The sequence below is a fragment of the Pectobacterium aroidearum genome (genome assembly GCF_041228105.1).
GTDB lineage: Bacteria > Pseudomonadota > Gammaproteobacteria > Enterobacterales > Enterobacteriaceae > Pectobacterium > Pectobacterium aroidearum.
Genome location: NZ_CP166097.1, coordinates 188,868 through 211,461 on the forward strand (window position 1 = coordinate 188,868; position 22,594 = coordinate 211,461).

The window sequence follows — 22,594 nt, forward strand, 5'->3', positions numbered from 1 at the left end:
TTTTCAGTTTGTACTGATAGTGTTACGTAAGAAAAGCTGCCACACTCGCGTAGTGGGGGATGTGCGCTAGACAGGTGGCGGTTGGCTACATACAATTTCGCTATGGTCTGTCTTGCCAGCCGTCCCGCGGTCAGGATTATGTTTACGGGCGGATGGCGACACCGTTGGGTGTTGGTTACAGAGTCCGAGAGCCAGCGTTAACCGATCTTTGCCTTGTTGCGATTAAAAGGGGTTTGAAGAATGTCATTTGAAGTGTTTGAAAAGCTGGAAGCGAAAGTTCAGCAGGCGATTGATACCATCACGCTGTTGCAAATGGAAATTGAAGAGCTGAAAGAGCAGAACAATGCGCTGTCGCAGGATGTTCAGGCGGCTGCGGGTTCACGTGAAGCGCTGGTGCGCGAGAACGAACAGTTGAAAGAAGAGCAAGTGGTATGGCAAGAGCGCCTGCGCGCGCTGTTAGGCAAAATGGAAGAAGTCTAATAGGACTTGTCGGCTCAGGCGACGGAATCGATTATCGATTGAGCCAAATAAAAAAGGGCGTATATCGCCCTTTTTTGTGATGACATTGCCGCGATAAAAACGCGGAGATTCAACGAGATTATTCAATATCCAGCGGGTCTTCCGCCAAAATAATACCGGTGTTATCGGCATACAAATGGTCACCGGAGAAGAAGGTTACGCCACCGAAATTGACGCGAATATCGCTTTCGCCGATGCCTTCGCTGCCTGCGCCGACCGGAATGGCCGCCATCGCCTGAATACCGATATCCAACTCAGCCAATTCGTCAACCTGACGCACTGCGCCATACACGACAATGCCTTCCCATTCGTTTTGCGTCGCCAGCCGGGCGATTTCCGCGTTGATCAACGCACGGCGCACGGAGCCCCCGCCATCGACCAGCAGCACGCGCCCGAGGCCGTTCTCTTCAAGGAGATCGAAAAGCAGGCCGTTATCCTCAAAACATTTCACCGTGGTGATTTTGCCACCAAATGAAGTACGCCCGCCAAAGTTAGAGAACAGAGGCTCAACAACATTCACCTCTTCGTGATAGATATCGCACAGTTCGGAAGTATCGTATTTCATAGGATTAACGTCTGTTTGCCGCTGGAATCATGAGTATATCCCTTTCTGGCGGCTGTTGGCAAAATCATCAAATGTTAACTTGATGCGCATCAGTAAATACGTGCCGCTTTTCGCCTGCGCTCACTTTACCCGCACTAACTCAGTATCACGCCAACGGCGAACAGAATGTTGGTCAGCAGCGCGCCTTTCACCGTTTTTTCCAACATCGGACGCATGCTGAATGCGCTGGTTTCACGCAGCACATAGCGCGCCTGTTTAATCAGCAACGGGAGCGTCAGAATAAAAAGCCAGCCCGCCAGGCTGTGCAGATAAAATGTTGCAAACAGACCGAGACAAACCGGCGCCAGCAACAGCAGTATCGTGTGGTAGAAACGCGCTTTTTCCGCGCCGAGGCGCACAGCCAGCGTGTTCTTGCCACTGATGCGATCGTTGTCGATATCGCGCAGGTTGTTGATGTTCAATACTGCTGTTGCCAACAAACCGCAGGCCGTCGCAGGGAGCATGACGATGCTGTCGAAGTGGCCGGTTTGCAGATAATACGATCCGGCGACGCTGAGCCAGCCGAAAAAGATCAGCACCGAGATATCGCCGAGCCCAATGTAGCCATAGGGTTTATTACCGACGGTATAGGTGATGGCGGCGAAAATCGCCAGCAGCCCCAGAATCAGGAAACCAAAGATATCCGCCGGCTTTTCACACGCCAGAATCACCAGACTCACGCCGGAAATGATGGTAAGCACGACCGTCACGATCAGCGCATTGCGCAGCTGCGTCAGCGTAATGGCGCCGGTCTGGATGCCGCGCAGCGGCCCGATACGGTCCTCGGTATCGCTGCCTTTTACCGCATCCCCATAGTCGTTAGCCAGATTGGAAAGGATTTGCAGCAGTCCGGCGGTCAACAACGCCAGTAATGCTACGCCCGGTTTAAAGCTGCTATGCCAGCTCGCAATCGCCGAGCCAGTGACGATAGATGCGAAAGCTAATGGCAACGTTTTTGGACGCAGACTATCCAGCCAGGCTTTGGTTTTGCTGCTATGGGTTGATAAGGTCATGGTGCGCTTCAATTTTTATTGACGATCCAATTGCGTGAATCATCCGTTTATAAACAAGAAAAGTCAGTGATGGCGGCGTCAGAAACAAAAGTGGGAGGCCAACGCCTCCCACTTTATCGTTAATCGTGCGATCCGCGAAAACGGATTATAAGATAAATCGACTCAGATCTTCATCTGCTACTAATTCATCCAGATGATTACGTACGTAATCTGCGTCAATGGTAACGCTTTGACCGTTCATTTCGCTGGCGTCATAAGAAACGTCTTCGATCAGACGCTCCATCACGGTATGCAGACGACGCGCGCCGATATTCTCGGTGCTTTCGTTTACCTGCCAGGCGGCTTCGGCAATGCGGCGGATACCATCAGCGGTGAACGAAATATCCACACCTTCCGTTGCCATCAGCGCTTTGTACTGTTCGGTCAGCGAAGCGCTCGGCTCTGTCAGGATGCGCTCAAAATCTTCCGTCGTCAGCGCCTGCAATTCCACGCGAATCGGCAGACGTCCCTGCAATTCTGGAATCAGATCGGACGGGCTGGCAACCTGGAATGCGCCGGAGGCGATAAATAGGATGTGGTCGGTTTTGACCATACCGTGCTTGGTGGATACGGTGCAGCCTTCAACCAGCGGCAGCAGGTCGCGCTGAACGCCTTCACGGGAAACATCCGGGCCGGAGCTTTCGCCACGCTTACAGATTTTGTCGATCTCATCGATGAACACGATACCGTGCTGCTCAACGGCTTCAATCGCCTGCTGCTTCAGCTCTTCTGGGTTCACCAGCTTGGCGGCTTCTTCTTCTATCAGCAGCTTGAACGCGTCTTTGATTTTGATCTTGCGGGCTTTTTGCTTCTGGCCTGCCAGGTTCTGGAACATGGACTGGAGCTGGTTGGTCATCTCTTCCATGCCCGGCGGTGCCATGATCTCGACGCCAACAGGGGCGGCAGCCAGATCGATCTCGATCTCTTTGTCGTCCAACTGGCCTTCACGCAGTTTCTTGCGGAATGCCTGACGCGCAGCGGAAGGTTCTGGTGTGCTTTCTGCCTGACCCCAGTTGTTTTTCGCTGGTGGAATCAGCACGTCCAGAATGCGGTCTTCTGCCATCTCTTCCGCACGGAAGCGGTTTTTTTCGATGGACTGGAGGCGCACCATTTTGATCGCGGAATCCGTCAGATCGCGGATGATGGAGTCAACTTCTTTACCTACATAGCCAACTTCGGTGAATTTAGTGGCTTCCACTTTGATGAACGGCGCATTGGCGAGCTTTGCCAGACGGCGAGCAATTTCGGTTTTACCGACGCCGGTCGGGCCGATCATGAGAATATTTTTAGGCGTCACTTCATGACGAAGTGCTTCGTCCAACTGCATACGGCGCCAGCGGTTACGCAGCGCGATGGAAACGGCGCGTTTCGCTTTATGCTGGCCGATGATATAGCTGTCGAGTTCGCTGACTATCTCGCGCGGGGTCATTTCAGACATAGTTGATCCTTACGCCTTGGAGGCTAATTCTTCTATCGTGTGGAACTGGTTGGTATAGATACAGATGTCGCCAGCAATCCCCAGAGATTTCTCGACGATATCACGCGCACCCAGCTCGGTGTTTTCCAGCAACGCACGTGCGGCGGCCTGCGCATAAGGACCGCCGGAACCAATAGCAATCAGGTCATTTTCAGGCTGCACGACATCACCATTACCGGTAATGATCAGTGAGGCATTTTCGTCCGCGACGGCCAGCAGTGCTTCCAGTTTGCGTAGCATACGGTCGGTACGCCAGTCTTTCGCCAGTTCGACAGCGGCTTTAACCAGATGACCCTGGTGCAATTCCAGTTTACGTTCAAAAAGCTCAAAAAGGGTGAAGGCATCCGCCGTGCCGCCTGCGAAACCAGCAATGACGCGGTCATGGTAGAGGCGACGTACCTTACGCACGTTGCCTTTCATCACGGTGTTGCCCAGAGTGGCTTGTCCATCACCGCCAATGACCACCTGGCCGTTGCGGCGTACGCTTACAATTGTTGTCACGAGTCAGTCCCCGTTTGAAGAAAAAGATCCCCGCATGATTCGGGGCGCATTGATGTTATAGATGGGGGAAGGCGTGGGGTTTTTCAACCCCCGCTGGCAAGAGGAATACAGTTTGATGCGCCCGCGCTTTTCAGGCGTTGGATCATGCTATCCGCGGCAGCACGGTTGTTGTAAGGCCCCAGCATGATACGGTTCCAGCCGCCGTTAGAGGTGATGCGGCTTTCGATACCGGCAAATGCCAGCTGCGCTCTCACTGATTCGGCAGGGTCCATGGTTTTGAAGGAACCACACTGAATTGCCCAGCGTTGAGTTTTCTCGGCTTTTGGCGCTTCAGGCTGCTTGACCGGCTGTTGCTTCGGCGCTTCCTGTTTTGGTGTCTCTTGTCTTGGCGTTTCTTGTCTTGGAACAACAGGCGTCGTTTGCGTGACCGCTGGTGCACGCGTTGCGGGCTGCGTTGTCACAACAGGCGGCTGCTGCATCGGTTGTGTCGGCGGCTTAATCGTTACCTGAGAACGCGGAACCTGCGTCTGGTCGTTATACGGCACCTCGGAGAGCTGCGTTGGTTGACGACGCATATCAGACTGCATCTGTTCTAACAATTGGCGCTGCTCATCCGTCAACTGTACCGGCGATCGAATTTCGCCACCCGCAGAAGGCTCTGTTGGCGTTGTGACGCCCAACTGACGATTTTCCAACTCTTTGATGTAGCGCCAGCGTTCTTCCGGCTTGGGTGGCAGCCCATTACCTTTGCCCACGTTTTGATGCGGCAGAACGGGGGACTCGTCCGGTTTGTTATGGGCGATAAAGTACAGACCGCCCGCGAAGGTGACCAAAACGGCAACAGCGAGTGCGATCATCGTTTTTGATGCACCTGAAGCCTTGCCTTTTTTTCGGCTATTTGTCGTTTTCCGACGCGTCCCTGATGAACGTCCTCGGCTCACGTAGTCTCTTTGTGCCACTGTTGTTTCGCTGTGAATTGATAGGTAAATGTACCCGTCATACTTCAAGTTGCATGTGCGTTGGCTGCGTTCACTCACCCGAATCACTTACCTGAGTAAGCTCATCGGGATTCCTTCCCTTGCCGCCTTCCTGAAACTCGAATTATTTAGGGGATAACATAATTAGGGGGTCATGTTACTGAACCCTCAAATATTTGACCAGCACCTGAAGTCTTAAAGCCTGTTACGAGCGAAATTCGGCGCAGCGACGCTGTCGCGTATGACCAGTTCACTGGACAACAGGCGAGAGCCGCTTTGTACCGTGTTACCTTGCAACTGCTCTAAGAGTAGCAGCATTGCCTCGCGTCCGATCTGATAACGAGGCTGGGCGACAGAAGTCAGGGGGGGCCAGCAGTACTGCGCCTGTTCGATATCGTCGAAACCGATGACGGAGAGGTCACGTGGGATATCCAGCCCCATCTTTCTTGCCTGCGCCAGTACGCCCAGCGCCATGAGGTCGCTATGACAGAAGACCGCGCTGGGCGGCTGTGGGTGCTGCATCAGCGCAATCAGGCCATTTATTCCGGTTTCGTAGGTGAAATCACCGCGAAAGATATATTGGTTATCGATAAGAATCCCGTTGCGTCGCAGGGCCTGAATATAGCCCTGTAGGCGATATTGACTCAGGTGCATATGCTCCGGGCCAGCAATACAGGCGATGCGCTGATGGCCTGCCTGATAAAGATAATGTACGGCTTCAAAGGCGGCGGTCAGGTTATCGATATGCACGGTTGGCAGCGCCAGATCCGGTGAGAACTCATTCGCCATCACCATCGGCGGAAGATTACGCTGCTCTTCCTGGCCTGCGTCAAACGGCAGATTGGAACCCAGCAGCAACATGCCGTCGATCTGTTTGGTAATAATCAGATCAACGAAGGTTTTTTCTTTCTGATGTTGGTGAGCACAGTCGCCAATCAGCACCAGATAGCCGTGTTCGGCTGCAGTTTCCTCGATCCCGCGAAAGATTTCGGAAAAATAGGGATCGCAGATATCCGGTACGATCGTCAGGATCGTGCGTGATTCGTTACGCTTGAGGTTCCTGTTGAGCGCGTGGGGCGAATAGCCAACGGCGATGACGGCCTGCTCGACCTTCCTGCGGGTGGTCGCAGAGACTTTCTCCGGATTCATTAACGTTCTGGATACGGTGGCGGTGGAAACGCCCGCCTCATCCGCCACGTCTTTCATCGTCGCCGTGGTGACGCCTTTCTTCTGCTTCAACGCTTTTCTCCTTGCGTCAGCGTTAACTGGCGCTGACTGTCAGCAGAACGCTCCTGCCTGCTGACTCTCTATGATGACGGGTAACGCTCTTCGGCGCAGTATGCCGACTGACTGGCACGATACGTCAGGCCAGCATACTGCCTGCGCAGACAGTGATAACAGATTGAACGCAGGTTTTGTTGCTTAATTTGCACAGAAAGTGTGATGAATATCGTGTTCTCGACGCCGATCGCAAAAAAGGCGTAGCAAGAAACCAAAATGATCTAACAAGAAACGCTAACTGTCCGTGGGGTCGACATCCAGCATCCATTTCACTTTACGTGCCTGCGGCAGCGTGCCGATCAGCGCCATCGAGGTTCTGACCAGTTTCTGTAAGAGCGCTCGGGAAGGGTGCTGTAGCAAGAGTTGCCAGCGGAAACGCCCCGCGCGTTTGGGTTGCAAAGCCGGGACCGGGCCCAGCAGCCAGAGCGATTCATCCCGCAGCGGGCTCGCTTCCAGCAAATTACGCAGTTGCTGGAGGAATAACGCGGCCTGCTGATTATCGTGATCGTCGGCGCGGAAGAGGATATGGCTGGTAAACGGCGGCAGAAAGACGCTTTTCCGCTCGGTAAGTGCCTGGCTGGCAAAGGCATCGTAGCCCTGTTGTAGCAGAGTTTGTAATAGCGGATGTTCCGGGTGGTGCGTTTGCAGCGCCACTTCACCCGCCTTGCCCGCGCGTCCCGCGCGACCTGCCACCTGAGTATAGAGCTGGGCAAAGCGTTCGGCCGCGCGGAAGTCGGCGGAGAACAGCGAACCGTCCACATCCAGCAGGGCAACCAGCGTTACGTCAGGGAAGTGGTGGCCTTTCGCCAACATCTGGGTGCCGATGAGAAGACGTGCGCCTCCTTGCCTGACCTGAGAGAGCTGCTGTTCCAACGCGCCTTTGCGGCTGGTGGTATCACGGTCAATGCGGGTGATCGGAACATCTGGAAAGATCGGGGCAAGGCTTTGCTCAAGCTGCTCGGTGCCCAGACCGACGGGCACCATATTCGTCGAGCCGCAGCTGGGGCACTGCTGCGGCACCGGGCGCTGGCTGTCACAGTGATGGCAGCGCAACATCTTCTGATGCTGGTGGTAGGTATAGTAGTGATCGCAGCGCTGACACTCGGCAATCCAGCCGCACTCGTGGCACATCACCACCGGGGAGAATCCGCGCCGATTAAGGAACAAGATAACCTGATTATCGTTCGTCAAATGATGGCGGATGCGGGTAATCAGCGGTTGAGATAACCCTGCCGTCAGCGGCAGCCCTTTCAGATCGATAACGTGCTGTTTGGCCAGCGCGGCATTGCCCGCTCGTTTGGTCAGGTTCAGACGACGATATTTGCCGATCTGGACGTTATACAGCGTTTCCAGCGCGGGCGTCGCCGTCCCCATAACGATGGGAATGTCTTCTTCTCTGGCGCGAAATACCGCTAAATCGCGGGCGTGATAGCGCCAGCCTTCCTGCTGTTTATAGGAGCTGTCGTGTTCTTCATCGATCACAATCAGTCCCAAACGGGCAAAGGGAGTAAATAGCGCTGACCGCGTCCCGATAACGATGGCGGCCTCGCCGCTGCGGGCGCGTAGCCAGACGGCCAAGCGTTCGCTGTCGTTGAGTGCAGAGTGCAGCACATCTACCGGGGCGTTAAAACGTTCGCGGAAGCGGGCGATGGTTTGCGGCGTCAGGCCAATTTCTGGCACTAACACCAGCGCCTGCTTGCCCTGCGCCAGCACGTTTTCCAGCACACTGAGATAGACTTCGGTTTTGCCCGAACCGGTGATGCCAGCGAGCAGCCAGGCGGCAAAGTGGTTATCTTCGCTGCGGATCGCACCGACGGCAGTAGCCTGCTCGGTATTCAGACGCAGCCGGTCAGTTGCCAGACTAAAGTTTTGACGCCAGTCATGAAGCGTTTGCTCCGCGGCCTGTAATTCGCATAGCCCTTTGCTACGCAGTGCCTGCAACGCCGTTTCCGTCAGCCCGATTTCGCTCACCTGGTGGCGATAAATCGGCGACTGAAGTAAAGCCGCTAACGCTTGCTGCTGCTTCACAGCGCGTTTGAGCGTGCTGAGCGGCGTCGCCCGGCCCTGCTCGGTGGCAAACCACTGCCAGAGCGGGGCACGGTGTGCGGGTTTCCCTTGGCGTAGGAGGATCGGCAGCGCGTGAAACAGCACTTCGCCAATCGGGTAGTGATAATACTCAACTGCCCACAGCAGAATGCGCCACAGGCTGGGGGGAAACAGCGGCTGCTCGTCCAGCACATCATGCACGGGTTTTAATTGTTCAAGCGGAAGCTCGCTGGTGTCGCTCAGCGCGGTAATAATACCGATAGCTTTACGGTTACCAAAGGAGACGCTGACGCGCGCGCCGACCTGCGGAGCGATGCCTCCTGCGGGTAGCAAATAATCGAATGTACGTGCCAGCGGCACGGGCAAAGCGACCTGAGCGACAGACATAACTTCTCCGTGGTAATCGACGTGGATTGGCGAGGCGATCCACGACACAACCGGGTGGTTTGTATCACGCGCCGCGCAGGGTGAAAATAACGCAAGGCGCTAGTGTACATGCTGCGAGGGATAATGTGTGGATGCGATTGCATCGGGGTATCAGATTCTGTATGATCCGCCGCCACTGTGCTGTTCGCGCAAATGATGGGTCGTTCGCGAAAATCATTGCGCCGTTCGCATAATGAAACTTACTTATACAACTTTCGTGTGGTGTCTGGCGGAACAGGGCTGGATAGCGACACGGCCTTAACTGAGGTTTCCCCATGAAAAAAGGTATTCACCCGAATTATTCTGCAGTTACTGTAACTTGCTCTTGCGGTAACGTGATCAAAACCCATTCTACCGTGGGTCGTGACCTGAACCTGGACGTTTGTGGCGAATGCCACCCGTTCTACACCGGTAAACAACGTGATGTTGCAACTGGTGGCCGTGTTGACCGCTTCAACAAGCGTTTCTCCGTACCAGGCACTAAAAAATAAGTTTTACTGGTCAATTGGCACTGTCCTTTTTGGCATCGCCCCTTTTGACATAGTAACTTTCGACAAAGGCACCGACAGGTGCCTTTGTTGTTTCTGGTGTATCAGCATTGCTCATCAAGAAATTGTTCATCGGGAAGACGAAATTCGCTCTAATGCCGCCTGTGCAAGAAAACCCGAACGACTTTTAAATTCTGGATTACTCGCCACGCAACGATCAATGCGGTCAATCAGCGATTTGGGCAATGTAACGTTAATTTTTTCTGAGCCACCCATTAAACGAGTTACATCAATATCAACAACCGCCCACGTGTATCCTGCATACTCAGACCCTTTTGCCAGCTGACCTACTGTTGATACGGTGGGAATATCCTGACCCATCTCAACCAGTAGCTCGATATGTCCGGTAATCGCTTCTTTAGCATTCGCGATAGCATCGTCTAGCGTATCGCCTGCAGAAAAACAGCCCGGTAAATCTGGTACTGTTACGCCGTATGCGTGAGTATCGTCGCCTGCTTCAATTGCAATGGGATAAAACATAATTCAGCCTCTTCGAGTCAGCGATGATCATATTCCTGCCTGTTTCCTGATGCTTTTTACCGTACCTATTGGTAAATCCTTCTTGGGGTGGGGGATTGTGACTAATCCCGGTTTGCTGGGGTGCATAAAATGGTGGTGGCTTCCGTTCACTCTTATCAGCTCCCACCCATCGGCCTTGATTTCTGCGATTAACGTCCTGCTATCCATCCCTGCACTCCGCTCCCTTTTATTAAATAACAATAACCCCAATAACTCCGGCAGACAACATTTTAGAGTTATTGGAGTTATTTTTAACTTACACTTTTTATCCCTGCTGACGTTTTACCAGCATCCCCAGAACGAAGACGCCGCCTAACCCCGCCGTAATAATCCCGATGGGCAATTCCTGTGGTGCTAGTAGCTGTCGGCTGAGCCAATCGCCGCCGCACAGCAGTATCGCACCCAGCACGGCTGTCATTGGCAGAAGCCTCTTGTGTAGCACGCCGCTCAGCGGGCGGGCCAGATGGGGAATCATCAGGCCGATAAAACCGATCACGCCGGTCAGCGCGACCAGTAGCGAGGTGGCAAAAGCGCAGCAGATGAAAATTTCCACCCGTACGCGAGACAGGTTAACCCCCATTGAGGCCGCGGTTTGTCCGCCCGCTAGCAGAGCATCAAGCGCGCGCCAGCGTAGGGCGGTGAGACCGAATAGCAGCAGAACGCTGAACACCGCAAAAGGTAACGTGTCCCAACGGGCAAGGCCCAGTCCACCCAGCGACCAGAAAAGAATCGAGCTGGCGGCCCGCTGATCGCCGGAAAACACCAGATAGTTCGTCAGTGCGCCGAACAGAAACGAGATCGCCAATCCGCAAATGATCAGGCGTTCTGCACCGCGCGCCTGTTGCAGCAGGAACAGCACGGTCACGGCGACGGCCGATAAAATACCGCCACAGAAAGCCGCCATCGGCAGCACCCAGTCACCGAGTTGCTCACCAAAGCGGGTGATGACCGCGACCGCCCCCGCCGAGGCGCCGGCAGACAGGCCAAACAGAAAAGGGTCAGCCAGATCGTTACGGGTTGCCGTTTGCAAAAAAGCCCCGACCATCGCTAACCCCGCGCCGCACAGCGCCGCCAGCAGGCTACGGGGAATGCGAAGTTCCAAAATGATGCGTGATGCCATCGGTGAGACATCCGCCGATGATAACCCTAAGACGCTGGCGACCTGAGTAAGGGGAATCGTCGTACTGCCAGTCGCAATATTTACCAGCATCAGCCCTGCCAATATCAGCAGCGCAACGACAAAGGTTGCGGCATAACGTGAAGATGTTGGGCTCACTGAAAGGCATCCGGGTAGAGTGCGCGCGCCAGTTTATCGACTGCAGCGATATTCGCTGGCCCCGGCGTGAGCTCCGCATATTGCAGCTTCAGATAGCGATGCTGTTGTACGGCTGGGGTAAATTTCATCAGCGGATGTGATTCCAGAAAACGTCTTAACGCATCTGCGCCGTTGCCCGTCTGGTAATCCAGCAAAATAATAAAGTCAGGCTCGCGCGCCGCCACGTTTTCCCACGATGTTGAGGCCCAGCTCGTGGCCATATCGTCCATCACGTTCTTGCCGCCCGCAGCCTCAATGATGGCAGTTGGCATGGCAAATTTCCCGCTGGTAAACGGCTTATCGTCGCCAGAGTCATACAGGAAAACCGTCTGTTTTGGCCGATCGCCAATACGGGTTTGCAGGGCGGCAATGTGCTGTTTCCAATCGTCAATCTGCTTCTGAGCTAGCTCCTGCTTACCGAAGATCTTCCCCAGTTTCAGCATGTCGCCGTAGAGCAGATCCATGCTGGCTCTCGGACGCTGCTGCTGCGGTTCGGTGAAAACGCAGCTTTCGCTGAGCACCAGCGTCTGAATGCCGTATTTTTTCAGCGATTGCGGCGTGACTTCACCACCGACTTTCATGCCATAGTTCCACCCTGCAAAGAAGAAATCCGGGTGTATGGCCAGCAGGTTTTCCAACGTCGGGTATTTTGCTGCCAGTTCAGGGATCGTACCCTGCTGCTTGATAAAGTCAGGGGGCGCTTTATACCAGCCGGTGATACCGGTCAGCCCGACAATACTTTTTTGCAGCCCAAGCGCAAATGCCATTTCCGTCATGTTCAGGTCATGAATAACCGCGCGCTGCGGTGGCTGGGTGAAGGTTAGCGGTTGCCCACAGCTGTCGACTGTGACCGGAAAATCTGAGGCGTGCGCCCAGTACGACGTCAATGCCAGCAGTCCAGACAGAAGTGTTATTTTCATCAGGATTCCTTAGTGCAATTCAGGGGCTTCAAAGATGCGAATGGGCGAACCGTTTATCGGGTGCGATACCGTAAAACTCTCCATCCCAAAGACGGATTTCACACAGTCGGCGCTCAGCGCGTGTGCAGGCGTTCCCCAGCGGAGTAGGGTTCCCTGTTGTAAAACGGCGACGCGATCGGCAAAGGGCGTGATGAGGGGCAGGTCGTGCAGCACTGCTAGCGTTGAAATGCCGCGTTTCCGTACCAGAGACAGCAGTTGTGCACGCGCTAACGGATCGAGGTGGTTCGTTGGTTCATCCAGTAGCAGGAGCTGCGGCGTTTGCGCAAAGGCGCGCGCCAGCGCGGCGCGTTGGCGCTCCCCACCGGAGAGCGTGCCCAGCAGACGGTGGCGTAGCGGTAATAACCCGGTATCGTCCAGTGCTTCTTCGATGAGTTGGCGATCGTACGCAGGCGTGCTGAATCCGTGATGGGGAATCCGTCCTAAAGCGACATACTCCGCGACCCGCAGACGTAGATCCGGTGTATCGTTCTGCGCCAGAATCGCGATCCGTTTTGCTCGCTCATGACGGCTCAGGCTATTCAGCGGCTGACCGTTCAGATGAATGTACCCCGTCGTCGTGCCGAGTTCGCTGGTTAACACGCGTAGCAGCGTGGATTTGCCGCTGCCGTTGGGCCCAATCAGCGCTAAACGTTCACCCGCCTGCATGGACAGCGAAATATTACTGAGCCTCGGTGCGCGATTGGCGTCGGCAACGGAAACATGGTGCAGCTGTAGCAGCACGGGTCTGGTAGAGAGGGGCTCTGTCATGATGTGGGTATATCACCGTTATACGCTAAATATTATATGTTATAACATAACAAATTAAATGCAATCCCGATTCACAACGTGAGCGGAAGAGGGGAAGGTCTGAAGAAGAGAGCGGAGGATGTTAGTGAGAGTGAGGTATCGGGCGGTGATTATCCGTATAGCAAAACCCCGCCGGGAAAGGCGGGGTTAGCGAGAAACTCGATAGCATAAACGCGATCAGTATTCCCACGTATCCGGGTCGATACCCATTTCACGCATGATGATTTTCGCTGCTTCAGGAATTTCATCGCTGCGTTCTTTACGCAGGTCTTCGTCATTCGGTAACGGTTGACCCGTGAACGCGTGCAGAAACGCTTCGCACAGCAGTTCGCTGTTGGTGGCGTGGCGCAGGTTGTTCACCTGACGACGCGTGCGTTCGTCAGTCAGTATCTTTAATACTTTCAGAGGGATAGATACTGTTATCTTCTTGACTTGCTCGCTTTTTTTACCGTGTTCAGCGTAAGGGCTGACATACTCGCCGTTCCACTCAGCCATGGGATACCTTAAAAATTAATCTAATGAAGACAGCATCTGTCATGAAATGCCACGATTCTAACGGTTATTCTGCTTGTGCTCAATCTATACGCAAAGAGGTTTAGATGTCTAGATGTATTGACGTCTATTGAAACTGCGTTTACTCTTAAGTTCCTATCTTTTCAGCCTCAAGCCAGGAAATGAGCCGATGACGCGTAAACAGGCAACGATCGCAGTCCGCAGTGGGTTAAATGATGATGAACAGTATGGCTGCGTCGTCCCCCCCATTCACCTTTCCAGCACGTATAATTTTACCGGATTCAACCAGCCACGCGCACACGACTATTCGCGTCGCGGTAACCCTACGCGTGATGTGGTACAGCGTGCGCTTGCTGAACTGGAAGGCGGCGCAGGTGCGGTAATGACGAGTAGCGGAATGTCGGCGATTATGCTGGTTTGCACGGTGTTCCTGCGTCCTGGCGATTTGCTGGTGGCGCCGCATGATTGCTACGGCGGCAGCTATCGCCTGTTTGACAGCCTGAACAAGCGCGGCGCGTTTCGCGTCAAATTTGTCGATCAAAGTGATACCGCTGCACTCAACGCGGCGCTGGCAGAAAAGCCGAAGCTGGTGCTGGTGGAAAGCCCGAGCAATCCGCTGCTGCGTGTCGTGGATATTGCCGCGATTTGTCAGGCTGCGTGTGAAGCGGGTGCGGTTAGCGTGGTAGATAACACTTTCCTGAGCCCGGCGTTGCAGAAGCCGCTGGAGCTGGGTGCCGATTTGGTGGTGCATTCGTGCACCAAGTACCTGAATGGCCACTCTGATGTGGTGGCGGGTGCGGTAATCGCCAAAGATGCCGATACCATTACTGAATTGGCCTGGTGGGCGAACAATATCGGTGTCACAGGCGCGGCGTTTGACAGCTATCTCTTGCTGCGCGGCCTGCGTACTCTGGCGCCGCGTATGGCGGCCGCGCAGCGTAATGCACAACAAATCGTTGAATTCTTACAGACGCAGCCGCTGGTGAAGGCGTTGTATCATCCTTCACTGCCAAATAATCCCGGTCATGATATTGCCCGCCGTCAACAATCTGGCTTTGGCGCTATGCTAAGTTTTGAGCTGGATGGTGATGAAGATACCCTGCGGCGTTTTCTGGCTTCGCTGGAGCTGTTCACGCTGGCGGAATCGCTGGGCGGGGTTGAAAGTCTCATTTCTCATGCGGCAACGATGACGCATGCCGGTATGGCGCCAGAAGCGCGTGCCGCGGCGGGTATATCTGAAACATTACTGCGTATTTCCACCGGCATTGAAGACGGCGATGATCTGGTTGCCGATCTGGATCGTGCGTTTCAAGCCGCAGCCAAGAGGTAAGAATGAGTGCATTAGGAGTAGCGCCATCGGTAACGGGCCGACAACTGCATAAGTTTGGCGGTAGCAGTCTGGCCGATGTGAAGTGTTACCTGCGCGTAGCCGGTATTATGGCGGAGTATAGCCACCCCGGTGATTTGATGGTGGTGTCTGCCGCAGGCAGTACCACAAACCAACTGATTAGCTGGTTGAAACTCAGTCAGAGCGATCGTCTGTCGGCGCATCAGGTTCAGCAGGCGTTACGCCGCTATCACAGCGAACTGATTGCCGGCCTCCTGCCTGCGCAAACGGCAGAGACGCTGACCGCTCAGTTTATTCGCGATCTGGAGCGTTTGGCTACGCTGCTGGATGGCAAGATTACCGATGCCGTTTACGCCGAAGTTGTCGGACACGGTGAAATCTGGTCGGCTCGCCTGATGTCCGCTGTATTGAATCAGCTGGATATGAATGCGGCCTGGCTGGATGCGCGTGACTTTCTCTGTGCAGAACGCGCCGCGCAGCCGCAGGTTGATGAAGGTCGTTCCTGGCCGCTGTTGCAGCAATATCTGACGCAACACGCAGGGCAGCGTTTAGTGGTAACGGGTTTTATCTGTCGTAATAACGCGGGTGAAACGGTGCTGCTGGGGCGCAACGGAAGTGACTACTCCGCCACGCAAATTGGTGCGCTGGCGGGGGTTGAACGTGTGACTATCTGGAGCGATGTCGCTGGGGTTTATAGTGCCGATCCGCGCAAAGTGAAAGACGCCTGTCTGTTGCCGCTGCTGCGGTTGGATGAAGCCAGTGAGCTGGCGCGTCTGGCTGCGCCGGTACTGCATACGCGTACGTTGCAGCCTGTTTCCGGCAGCGATATCGACCTACAGCTGCGTTGCAGCTATCAGCCAGAACAAGGGTCAACGCGTATCGAACGCGTGCTGGCCTCGGGCACGGGCGCCAAAATTGTCACCAGCCACGATGATGTGTGCCTGATTGAAGTTCAGGTTCCCTCAGAACATGATTTTGTGCTGCTGCAAAAGGAAGTCGAACAGCTTCTGAACCGTGCACAGCTGAAACCGCTGGCGATCGGCGTTCATCAGGATCGTAACCTGCTGCAACTGTGCTACACCTCCGAAGTTGTGGAGAGCGCGTTACAACTGCTGTCGCAGGCGGCGTTGCCCGTTGAGCTTAACCAGCGTGACGGACTGGCAATGGTCGCGATGGTCGGTGCGGGCGTGGGTAAAAACCCGCTGCACAGCCACCGTTTCTATCAACAGTTGAAAGATCAGCCGATTGAATTTGTCCGCCAGGCCGATGATGGCATCAGTTTAGTGGCTGTTCTACGTGTTGGTCCGACGGAGCACTTGATTCGCGGGCTACACCATTCGCTGTTCCGGGCAGAGAAGCGAATCGGTCTGGTGTTATTCGGTAAAGGCAATATTGGTTCACGCTGGTTGGAGCTGTTTGCGCGCGAGCAAAGCAACCTGTCTGCGCGTACCGGCTTCGAGTTTGTATTGGCAGGCGTGGTGGACAGTACGCGCAGCCTGTTGAACTATGACGGTCTGGATGCCAGCCGTGCGTTGGCTTTCTTCGAAAGTGAAGCGCAGGAGCGGGATGGCGAAGATCTGTTCCTGTGGATGCGGGCACACCCCTTTGATGATTTGGTGGTGTTGGACGTCACCGCCAGTGATTCGGTCGCCGATCTGTATCTGGATTTCGCCAGCTATGGTTTCCACGTCATCAGCGCCAACAAACTGGCAGGCGCATCCGGTGGCAATAACTATCGCCAGATCCGCGATGCGTTTGCGAAAACGGATCGCCACTGGTTGTATAACGCGACCGTTGGCGCGGGTTTGCCGGTCAATTTTGCGGTACGCGATCTACGGGAAAGCGGTGACAGTATTCTGGCGATTAGCGGGATTTTCTCCGGCACACTCTCCTGGCTGTTTCTACAGTTCGACGGCACCGTGCCGTTCACCGAACTGGTCGATCAGGCTTGTCAGCAGGGATTGACCGAGCCGGATCCACGCGTTGACCTCTCCGGTCAGGACGTTATGCGCAAACTGGTGATTCTGGCGCGTGAGGCGGGCTATGATATCGAGCCTAGTCAGGTTCGGGTTGAGTCGCTGGTGCCGTCGGGTTGTGAACAGGGTTCCGTCGATTACTTCTTCGAGAACGGCGATTCGCTTAACGATCAGATGCTGCGCCGTCTGGAAGCGGCACAGGAGATGGGGCTGGTTCTGCGTCACGTCGCACGCTTTGACAGCAACGGGAAAGCGCGCGTTGGCGTTGAAGCCGTCCGTCCCGATCATCCTCTGGCGTCGCTGTTACCGGGTGATAACGTGTTTGCGATTGAAAGCCGCTGGTATCGGGATAACCCGCTGGTTATCCGTGGGCCGGGGGCGGGGCGCGATGTGACAGCAGGTGCGCTTCAGTCTGACCTAAACCGTTTGGCGCAGTTACTGTAGCACCTACTGTAATCGCGGCATCGTTGGTGGCCGTCTCCGCGTATTGGGGAGACGGCCAATATTCAAGAGACATATTTCCCCCATTTCGTACTCGCCAAAAAATTTCCGCTGTAATCTTCCCCACCAGTCGTGTCATTGAAATGTCATGGTGACAACACGCCACTGACACGATCTCACCGCACAATCGGCGCATTGTTTGATTATCGCGGAATGCACAGCTGTGCAAAAAACAACTTCCTCTGCGGCAGCCCCGCACATTGTCATCGACCATCTACATGTTGGGTACGGCACGACAGCCGTCTTGAATGATATTCATCTGGAGATTGCACAGGGCGAATTCGTGGCGTTGCTCGGTTCGTCAGGATGCGGCAAGACGACGTTACTGCGTACGGTCGCGGGGTTTTCGTCACCACGGTCGGGGACGATTCGCGTTAATGGGCAGGATATGACGCAAGCGCCGCCGGAGAAACGCGGAATGGCGCTGGTGTTTCAGAGCTACGCGCTGTGGCCGCATATGACGGTGGCACAGCATATTGCTTACGGGTTGCGTTTGCGCCGCGTGCCGCGTGCGGAGATTGCCAGCCGCGTGGCGGAACTGGAAACCATGCTTGGGTTGACGGGGCTGAGCGCCCGTAAGCCTGCGGAGCTGTCCGGTGGGCAGCGTCAGCGTGTCGCCTTAGGTCGCGCACTGGCGGTGAGGCCCGATATTTTACTGCTGGACGAACCGCTCTCCAATCTGGATGCCCGCATTCGCCTACAGCTGCGTGATGAGATCCGTGCGCTGCAACAGCGACTGGGATTGACCGCCATCCACGTGACGCACGATCGCGAAGAAGCGATGGTGATGGCAGATCGCATCGTGATTTTGAATCAGGGTCGCATCATGCAGGCGGGTAGCCCGCAAGAGGTGTACCACCATCCGGCCAGTTCGTTTGTCGCGGCGTTTATGGGCGCAGAGAATCGGCTGGTGCTGGACGCGCGTTATGACGGCGATACGTTGATGATTTCCGGTGATGCCGAAAGTCATTCGCTGGTGCCGGCGAATACGTCGCTACCGCCCGGCCCAATAGAAGCGCGCTTTCGTGCGGAAGCGGCATGTCTTTACGATGCAGCCGATGCTCCGCTCATCCAGCCGGGTATGTTGATGCGCTACGGCACGGTACAGGCACAAAGCTACCCCGGCGGATACTGGCTACATACGATTTCCAGCGGTACCTGGCGGATACAGGTTCATGCGACGCATCCCTATGCCATCGGACAGCGGGTTGCGGTGCAGATCCCTGCCGAGGCGCTGTTTCTTTTCCCGCTGGCACACGAGACGACGTCTTTATCGGCGGTACCAGATACAACTTCACGTTATTCCCCGCTTCCCGGCCTGACGGCCTGATCCTGAATTGGAGACAAATGATATGAAACGTATTTTTGCTGCAACGCTGATGTTGAGTACGCCGCTGGCTGCTGTACAGGCTCAGGAATTAACGGTGTTGACGGCGGGTGACCAGAACATGGTCGATTATGTAAATGAATATCTGGGGCCGCTGTTTGAGAAGCAGCATCCCGGCGTAAAAGTACGTGCGGTCGGCACCGGACCTGGTGATGCGGGGTCGCAGAAGATTCTTGAGCGTTTCAATGCACAGCAGGCCGCTGGCGCCAAAGTCTGGGACACCGATGTTGCGGTCGTGCATGAGAAATTTGTCGGTCCGATGGTGCAAAAGGGCGACCTGCTGAAATATCGCGATGACATCGCCAGCGGCAAGCTGGTTAGCATGGCCGCAGCGGATAAAGCCATGGGGACGGACGTAAAAGGCTATGTCATGCCGATGTTCAGTAGCCAGACGGCGCTGGCCTATAACCCCGACATGGTGGCTAATCCGCCGAAAAGCTATGACGAAATCCAGCAGTGGGCTGCCGCGAATCCGAAGATGTTCGGCTACAACGGGATTAAAGGCGGCGCATCGGGCGTCAGTTTCGTGATGGGGTGGATTTACGCTTACGGCGGCGATGCCCAGAAGCTGATGAACGGACCGTTTGACGAAGCGGAAGCGAAAAAATGGCAGCCAGCGTTTGAACGGCTGAAAGCCTTTAACAAGAACGTGACGTTAACGCCGGGCAACGCTGGCACGCTCGATATGTTGAGTCGTGGTGAAATTGCCATGGGACCGGTGTGGGTCGACATGTTCTATTCCTGGAAAGCGAGTGGGCAACTGCCGGACAATTTCAAATTGCTGCTCCCTGCACCTGGTATGCCGGGCCAGCCGATGCACTACGTCATCCCTGCGCAGGCACCGAACCGCGAACTGGCTAAGCAGTTTGTTGAACTGGCAACCAGCGCCAAAGTACAGGCCGAAGGGATTGTGGAACGCTTTAACTGGTATCCGGGGATTGATGCCAAATACGTTCAGGCCGAGTTGAAACCCGCGGTCTGGCAACGTCTGTTCACCGATGTGACGCCTGACGAGCTGGCAAGCAAAGGAAAAACGTTCCCTATCGCGCCTTACCACACCGCGATTTTAAACGCCTATGAGCAGGCGATGGCGAAGTAATAACTCCCTAACTTTTTATACACTTGTACTACAGGCGCTCTGGCAGGATAAAGCCAGAGCGCGGAGACATTCATGTTGCAAGTATCCCAATTCTCTTCCCGACTGGCGGGTATCGCGCTTGTGCTACCCGCGCTGGCAGTGGTGGCGGTCTGTTTTATTACGCCGCTGGGGCTGTCGGTTGGGGGCGCTTTTGTTAGCCAGAATGGCGTGGGCATTGATAATTTTGTCACGGCATTGACGCTGTATCTGCCCGATATCCTGTTTACCTTACTGATTGTGAGCCTCGCGACGCTGCTGATCGGCCTGCTGTCGGTCATGATCGGCGGTTACCTGACCTTAGGTGAAAGCCCACGTATGGTGGCGTTACTGCGCTGGGTCTATCGCTGGCCGTTGTTTATTCCGTTTATCGTGACCGGGCAAATTTTACGCACGTTTCTGGCCAAAAACGGCTGGCTGAATGGCGCACTGGATACGCTCGGCATTGTCGATATGGCCAGCGCCAGCAACTGGCTGGACTGGCGCGGCATCGTGTTCGCCTTTGTCTGGAAACAGACGCCGTTTGTGGCGCTGCTGGTTGCCGGCGCGATGGCGTCACTGGATCGCACGATGATTGAGTCTGCCCGTAACTTAGGCGCGTCGCGCTTGCGTATCCTGTGTGAAATTGTCGTGCCTCAGATCGGGCAAACGCTGCTCACGGGGCTCATTCTCTCTTTCGTCACCATGATGTCGGTACTGTCCGTGCCGATGATGATTAATGCTCAGTCGCCGACGATGCTAACCGCCAACATTGCCTTCCGCATTAACGCCTATGGCGATTATGGTGTGGCGAATGCGTTGGGGGTGATTTCCCTGCTGATGACCGGCTTGTTTGCTGTGATTTATCTCCGCCTGAACATGAGGGATAAAGCATGAAGAACGTACTGTGGTGGATCCCGAGAATGCTGATCCTGGGGACGCTGATCTTCTTGATCTTTGGGCCATTGGCTAACCTCCTGCTGTGGTCGGTGGCGGAAAAATGGTTCTATCCTCATCTGCTGCCCAATGACTGGGGCTTCGCCTTCTGGAAGCGGGTATTTTCACCACGCGGTGTGGCTTGGGAAGCGCTGGGGAATAGCGTGCTGGTGGCGGTGTTCACCGTGCTGGCCTCGCTGTCGCTGGCGATTCCGGCGGGATATGCGCTGGCACGCCTGCCGCTGCCTGCTCGTGGATTGATACTGCTGGTATTCCTGATCCCACAGGCGTTTCCGAACCTGACGGTGTACGTCAATATCGCTCGCCTGTTCTATCAGTGGGGGCTAAATGGCACGCTGCTGGGTGTCGTGCTGGTTCACACGGTTCACGGACTGGTGTTTGCCGTCTGGATTGCCTCGGCGGCGTTCTCGGCGGTGGGGCGTGAAATGGAGCAGGCGGCACGATCGATTGGTGCCGGGCCGTGGCGTGCCTTTGTCGATATCACCTTGCCGCTGGCTATGCCGGGACTGATGGCATCCGCCATCTTTGTTTTTCTCGAATCGCTGGATGAGTTTACCGGCAGCTATTTCGTGGGAGCACCGGATGTGCAGATGATGCCGTTGCTGCTTTATACCGCGGGGGCGGGCGGCAACTACCAGATCGCTTCTATTACCGCTTTGGTGCTGCTGATTCCTTCCGTGCTGTTCATGCTGGTGGTGGAGCGTTTTTTGAAAGCCGATGTCATGGCAAGGATAGGGAAATGACGGCGGGTAAACAGGGCTACGTCAGCGCACAGGATGTCGCGCGTCGGGCTGGCGTATCGCGCTCGGCGGTGTCCCGTAGTTTTACCCCCGGCGCAAGCGTGTCTGCTGCCACCTACGCCAAAGTGATGACGGCGGCACAGGAGCTGGGGTATCAGGTTAACGATTTAGCGCGTGGCCTGCTGGCTAACAGCAGCCGTCTGGTGGGGCTGGTGGTGACGCACCCTGAAGTCGGGTTTCGTGCCAATCTGGTGGCGGAACTGTCGCAGGCGTTAATTCAACGTGGCTCAATTCCTGTTCTCATCAATACCGGTCATGTGCGGGAGGCGATGGCTGCCGCGCGCTCCATTCTGTTTGGCCACCGGGCGGAAGCGACGATTGTGCTTTCCGGCTCGCCGCCGAAAGAATTTGTCGAACTGGCGCAGCTAAACGGTCAGCCGCTGATTGTCATCGGGCGGTACGAACCGGCGTGTGACAGCGTACACATTGATAATGACACCGCAGCACGTATGGCGGCGCGGTTGTTTGCCTCATCGGGCAGAACGCGTCTGGCGCTGGCCGGAGCGGCTTCGGCAACGCCCAATATCATTGAACGTGAACAGGCGTTTTGTGATGAAGCGCAGGCGTTAGGGCTGCCCGTGGCCGTGGTGCGCGGCAGCGATACAGATTATGACGATGGGCTGGTGGTCGGGCAGACGCTGTTTTCGCTGCCTGAAGCCGTCAGGCCGGATGCGGTGTTCTGCGTTAACGATTTAGTCGCGTTCGGCGTGATCGATCGTGCAAAGCAGTTTGGGCTTGCCGTTCCGCATGATCTCATGGTGATCGGATTTGATGATATTCCGGCCGCAGGGTGGGATGCGTATGCGTTGACGACGTTTCGTCAGGATCCCGCAACGATGGCGGCACAGGCGTTGGCGTTGCTCGATCAACGCCAGTCTCAGGTACAAGAACCCGCGTGTCGAGCGAAAGTGGCTGCTCCGCTAATCCGCCGCCAGTCGGCGTAACGGTATGGGTGGGCGATAGCACG

Annotated in this window: 22 protein-coding genes; 9 read left to right on the plus strand and 13 right to left on the minus strand. The window is 55.4% G+C overall.

The window, feature by feature from the left end; genetic code table 11:
• Window positions 1–240: 240 nt before the first annotated feature.
• Entirely contained in the window at window positions 241–480 is a 240-nt protein-coding gene (zapB, locus tag AB8809_RS00785; RefSeq protein ID WP_010281529.1) for a septal ring assembly protein ZapB, read from the plus strand.
• Between the two features lie 118 nt (window positions 481–598).
• Here the strand turns inward: zapB and rraA are convergent, their stop codons facing one another.
• The 7 genes from rraA to priA all read right to left on the minus strand — a co-directional run bounded on the left by rraA (window position 599) and on the right by priA (window position 8,844).
• Window positions 599–1,084 (minus strand): ribonuclease E activity regulator RraA, encoded by a 486-nt coding sequence (gene rraA, locus AB8809_RS00790; RefSeq protein WP_349855602.1) that lies wholly within the window; start codon window positions 1,082–1,084, stop codon window positions 599–601.
• Window positions 1,085–1,218: 134 nt separating this feature from the next.
• Window positions 1,219–2,136 (minus strand): 1,4-dihydroxy-2-naphthoate polyprenyltransferase, encoded by a 918-nt coding sequence (locus AB8809_RS00795; protein WP_205947381.1) that lies wholly within the window; start codon window positions 2,134–2,136, stop codon window positions 1,219–1,221.
• A 145-nt stretch (window positions 2,137–2,281) separates the two neighbouring features.
• The gene (gene hslU, locus AB8809_RS00800) at window positions 2,282–3,613 is read right to left on the minus strand and encodes an HslU--HslV peptidase ATPase subunit (protein WP_010299298.1); all 1,332 of its coding nucleotides are present in this window, start codon (window positions 3,611–3,613) and stop codon (window positions 2,282–2,284) included.
• 9 nt (window positions 3,614–3,622) lie between these two features.
• A complete protein-coding gene (hslV, locus tag AB8809_RS00805; RefSeq protein WP_005973334.1) occupies window positions 3,623–4,153 on the minus strand; it encodes an ATP-dependent protease subunit HslV in 531 nt (176 codons plus the stop codon).
• 83 nt (window positions 4,154–4,236) lie between these two features.
• Window positions 4,237–5,112, minus strand: a complete 876-nt coding sequence (gene ftsN / locus AB8809_RS00810) for a cell division protein FtsN (protein ID WP_349855605.1) — start codon at window positions 5,110–5,112, stop codon at window positions 4,237–4,239.
• A 213-nt stretch (window positions 5,113–5,325) separates the two neighbouring features.
• Window positions 5,326–6,369: a DNA-binding transcriptional regulator CytR gene (cytR, locus tag AB8809_RS00815; protein ID WP_012772905.1), complete on the minus strand. Its 1,044-nt coding sequence runs from the start codon at window positions 6,367–6,369 to the stop codon at window positions 5,326–5,328.
• A 276-nt stretch (window positions 6,370–6,645) separates the two neighbouring features.
• Window positions 6,646–8,844 carry a primosomal protein N' gene (gene priA, locus AB8809_RS00820; RefSeq protein WP_181845672.1) on the minus strand — a complete coding sequence of 733 codons (2,199 nt, stop codon included), beginning with the start codon at window positions 8,842–8,844 and terminating at the stop codon, window positions 6,646–6,648.
• 314 nt (window positions 8,845–9,158) lie between these two features.
• Between priA and rpmE the strand changes: the two genes are divergently transcribed.
• Entirely contained in the window at window positions 9,159–9,374 is a 216-nt protein-coding gene (gene rpmE / locus AB8809_RS00825; protein ID WP_012772907.1) for a 50S ribosomal protein L31, read from the plus strand.
• Window positions 9,375–9,500: 126 nt separating this feature from the next.
• On the opposite strand, the gene AB8809_RS00830 is transcribed toward rpmE, so the two are convergent.
• The 6 genes from AB8809_RS00830 to metJ form a co-directional block, all read right to left on the minus strand.
• Complete coding sequence (locus AB8809_RS00830; RefSeq protein ID WP_180779155.1) at window positions 9,501–9,911, minus strand: type II toxin-antitoxin system HicB family antitoxin; 411 nt, start codon at window positions 9,909–9,911, stop codon at window positions 9,501–9,503.
• A gap of 27 nt (window positions 9,912–9,938) precedes the next feature.
• Window positions 9,939–10,118, minus strand: coding sequence for a type II toxin-antitoxin system HicA family toxin (locus AB8809_RS00835; protein ID WP_010281507.1), 180 nt, complete (start codon window positions 10,116–10,118; stop codon window positions 9,939–9,941).
• Window positions 10,119–10,215: 97 nt separating this feature from the next.
• The gene (locus AB8809_RS00840; protein ID WP_349855607.1) at window positions 10,216–11,226 is read right to left on the minus strand and encodes an iron ABC transporter permease; all 1,011 of its coding nucleotides are present in this window, start codon (window positions 11,224–11,226) and stop codon (window positions 10,216–10,218) included.
• Window positions 11,223–12,185: an ABC transporter substrate-binding protein gene (locus AB8809_RS00845; RefSeq protein WP_349855608.1), complete on the minus strand. Its 963-nt coding sequence runs from the start codon at window positions 12,183–12,185 to the stop codon at window positions 11,223–11,225. The genes AB8809_RS00840 and AB8809_RS00845 overlap by 4 nt, the downstream gene beginning before the upstream one ends.
• 9 nt (window positions 12,186–12,194) lie before the next feature.
• The gene (locus AB8809_RS00850; protein WP_349855609.1) at window positions 12,195–12,992 is read right to left on the minus strand and encodes an ABC transporter ATP-binding protein; all 798 of its coding nucleotides are present in this window, start codon (window positions 12,990–12,992) and stop codon (window positions 12,195–12,197) included.
• A gap of 216 nt (window positions 12,993–13,208) precedes the next feature.
• Window positions 13,209–13,526 carry a met regulon transcriptional regulator MetJ gene (gene metJ, locus AB8809_RS00855; RefSeq protein ID WP_005973355.1) on the minus strand — a complete coding sequence of 106 codons (318 nt, stop codon included), beginning with the start codon at window positions 13,524–13,526 and terminating at the stop codon, window positions 13,209–13,211.
• A 187-nt stretch (window positions 13,527–13,713) separates the two neighbouring features.
• Between metJ and metB the strand changes: the two genes are divergently transcribed.
• From metB to AB8809_RS00890, 7 genes are all read left to right on the plus strand, one after another.
• Window positions 13,714–14,874 (plus strand): cystathionine gamma-synthase, encoded by a 1,161-nt coding sequence (metB, locus tag AB8809_RS00860; RefSeq protein ID WP_349855610.1) that lies wholly within the window; start codon window positions 13,714–13,716, stop codon window positions 14,872–14,874.
• A 2-nt stretch (window positions 14,875–14,876) separates the two neighbouring features.
• Window positions 14,877–17,312 carry a bifunctional aspartate kinase/homoserine dehydrogenase II gene (locus tag AB8809_RS00865; protein ID WP_012772913.1) on the plus strand — a complete coding sequence of 812 codons (2,436 nt, stop codon included), beginning with the start codon at window positions 14,877–14,879 and terminating at the stop codon, window positions 17,310–17,312.
• A 220-nt stretch (window positions 17,313–17,532) separates the two neighbouring features.
• A complete protein-coding gene (locus AB8809_RS00870; protein ID WP_012772914.1) occupies window positions 17,533–18,699 on the plus strand; it encodes an ABC transporter ATP-binding protein in 1,167 nt (388 codons plus the stop codon).
• 22 nt (window positions 18,700–18,721) lie between these two features.
• Complete coding sequence (locus AB8809_RS00875; RefSeq protein ID WP_180779161.1) at window positions 18,722–19,855, plus strand: extracellular solute-binding protein; 1,134 nt, start codon at window positions 18,722–18,724, stop codon at window positions 19,853–19,855.
• 72 nt (window positions 19,856–19,927) lie between these two features.
• Complete coding sequence (locus tag AB8809_RS00880) at window positions 19,928–20,767, plus strand: ABC transporter permease (protein ID WP_182101202.1); 840 nt, start codon at window positions 19,928–19,930, stop codon at window positions 20,765–20,767.
• The gene (locus AB8809_RS00885) at window positions 20,764–21,570 is read left to right on the plus strand and encodes an ABC transporter permease (RefSeq protein WP_039281140.1); all 807 of its coding nucleotides are present in this window, start codon (window positions 20,764–20,766) and stop codon (window positions 21,568–21,570) included. The genes AB8809_RS00880 and AB8809_RS00885 overlap by 4 nt, the downstream gene beginning before the upstream one ends.
• Entirely contained in the window at window positions 21,567–22,571 is a 1,005-nt protein-coding gene (locus AB8809_RS00890) for a LacI family DNA-binding transcriptional regulator (RefSeq protein ID WP_349855611.1), read from the plus strand. The genes AB8809_RS00885 and AB8809_RS00890 overlap by 4 nt, the downstream gene beginning before the upstream one ends.
• Window positions 22,572–22,594: the final 23 nt, after the last annotated feature.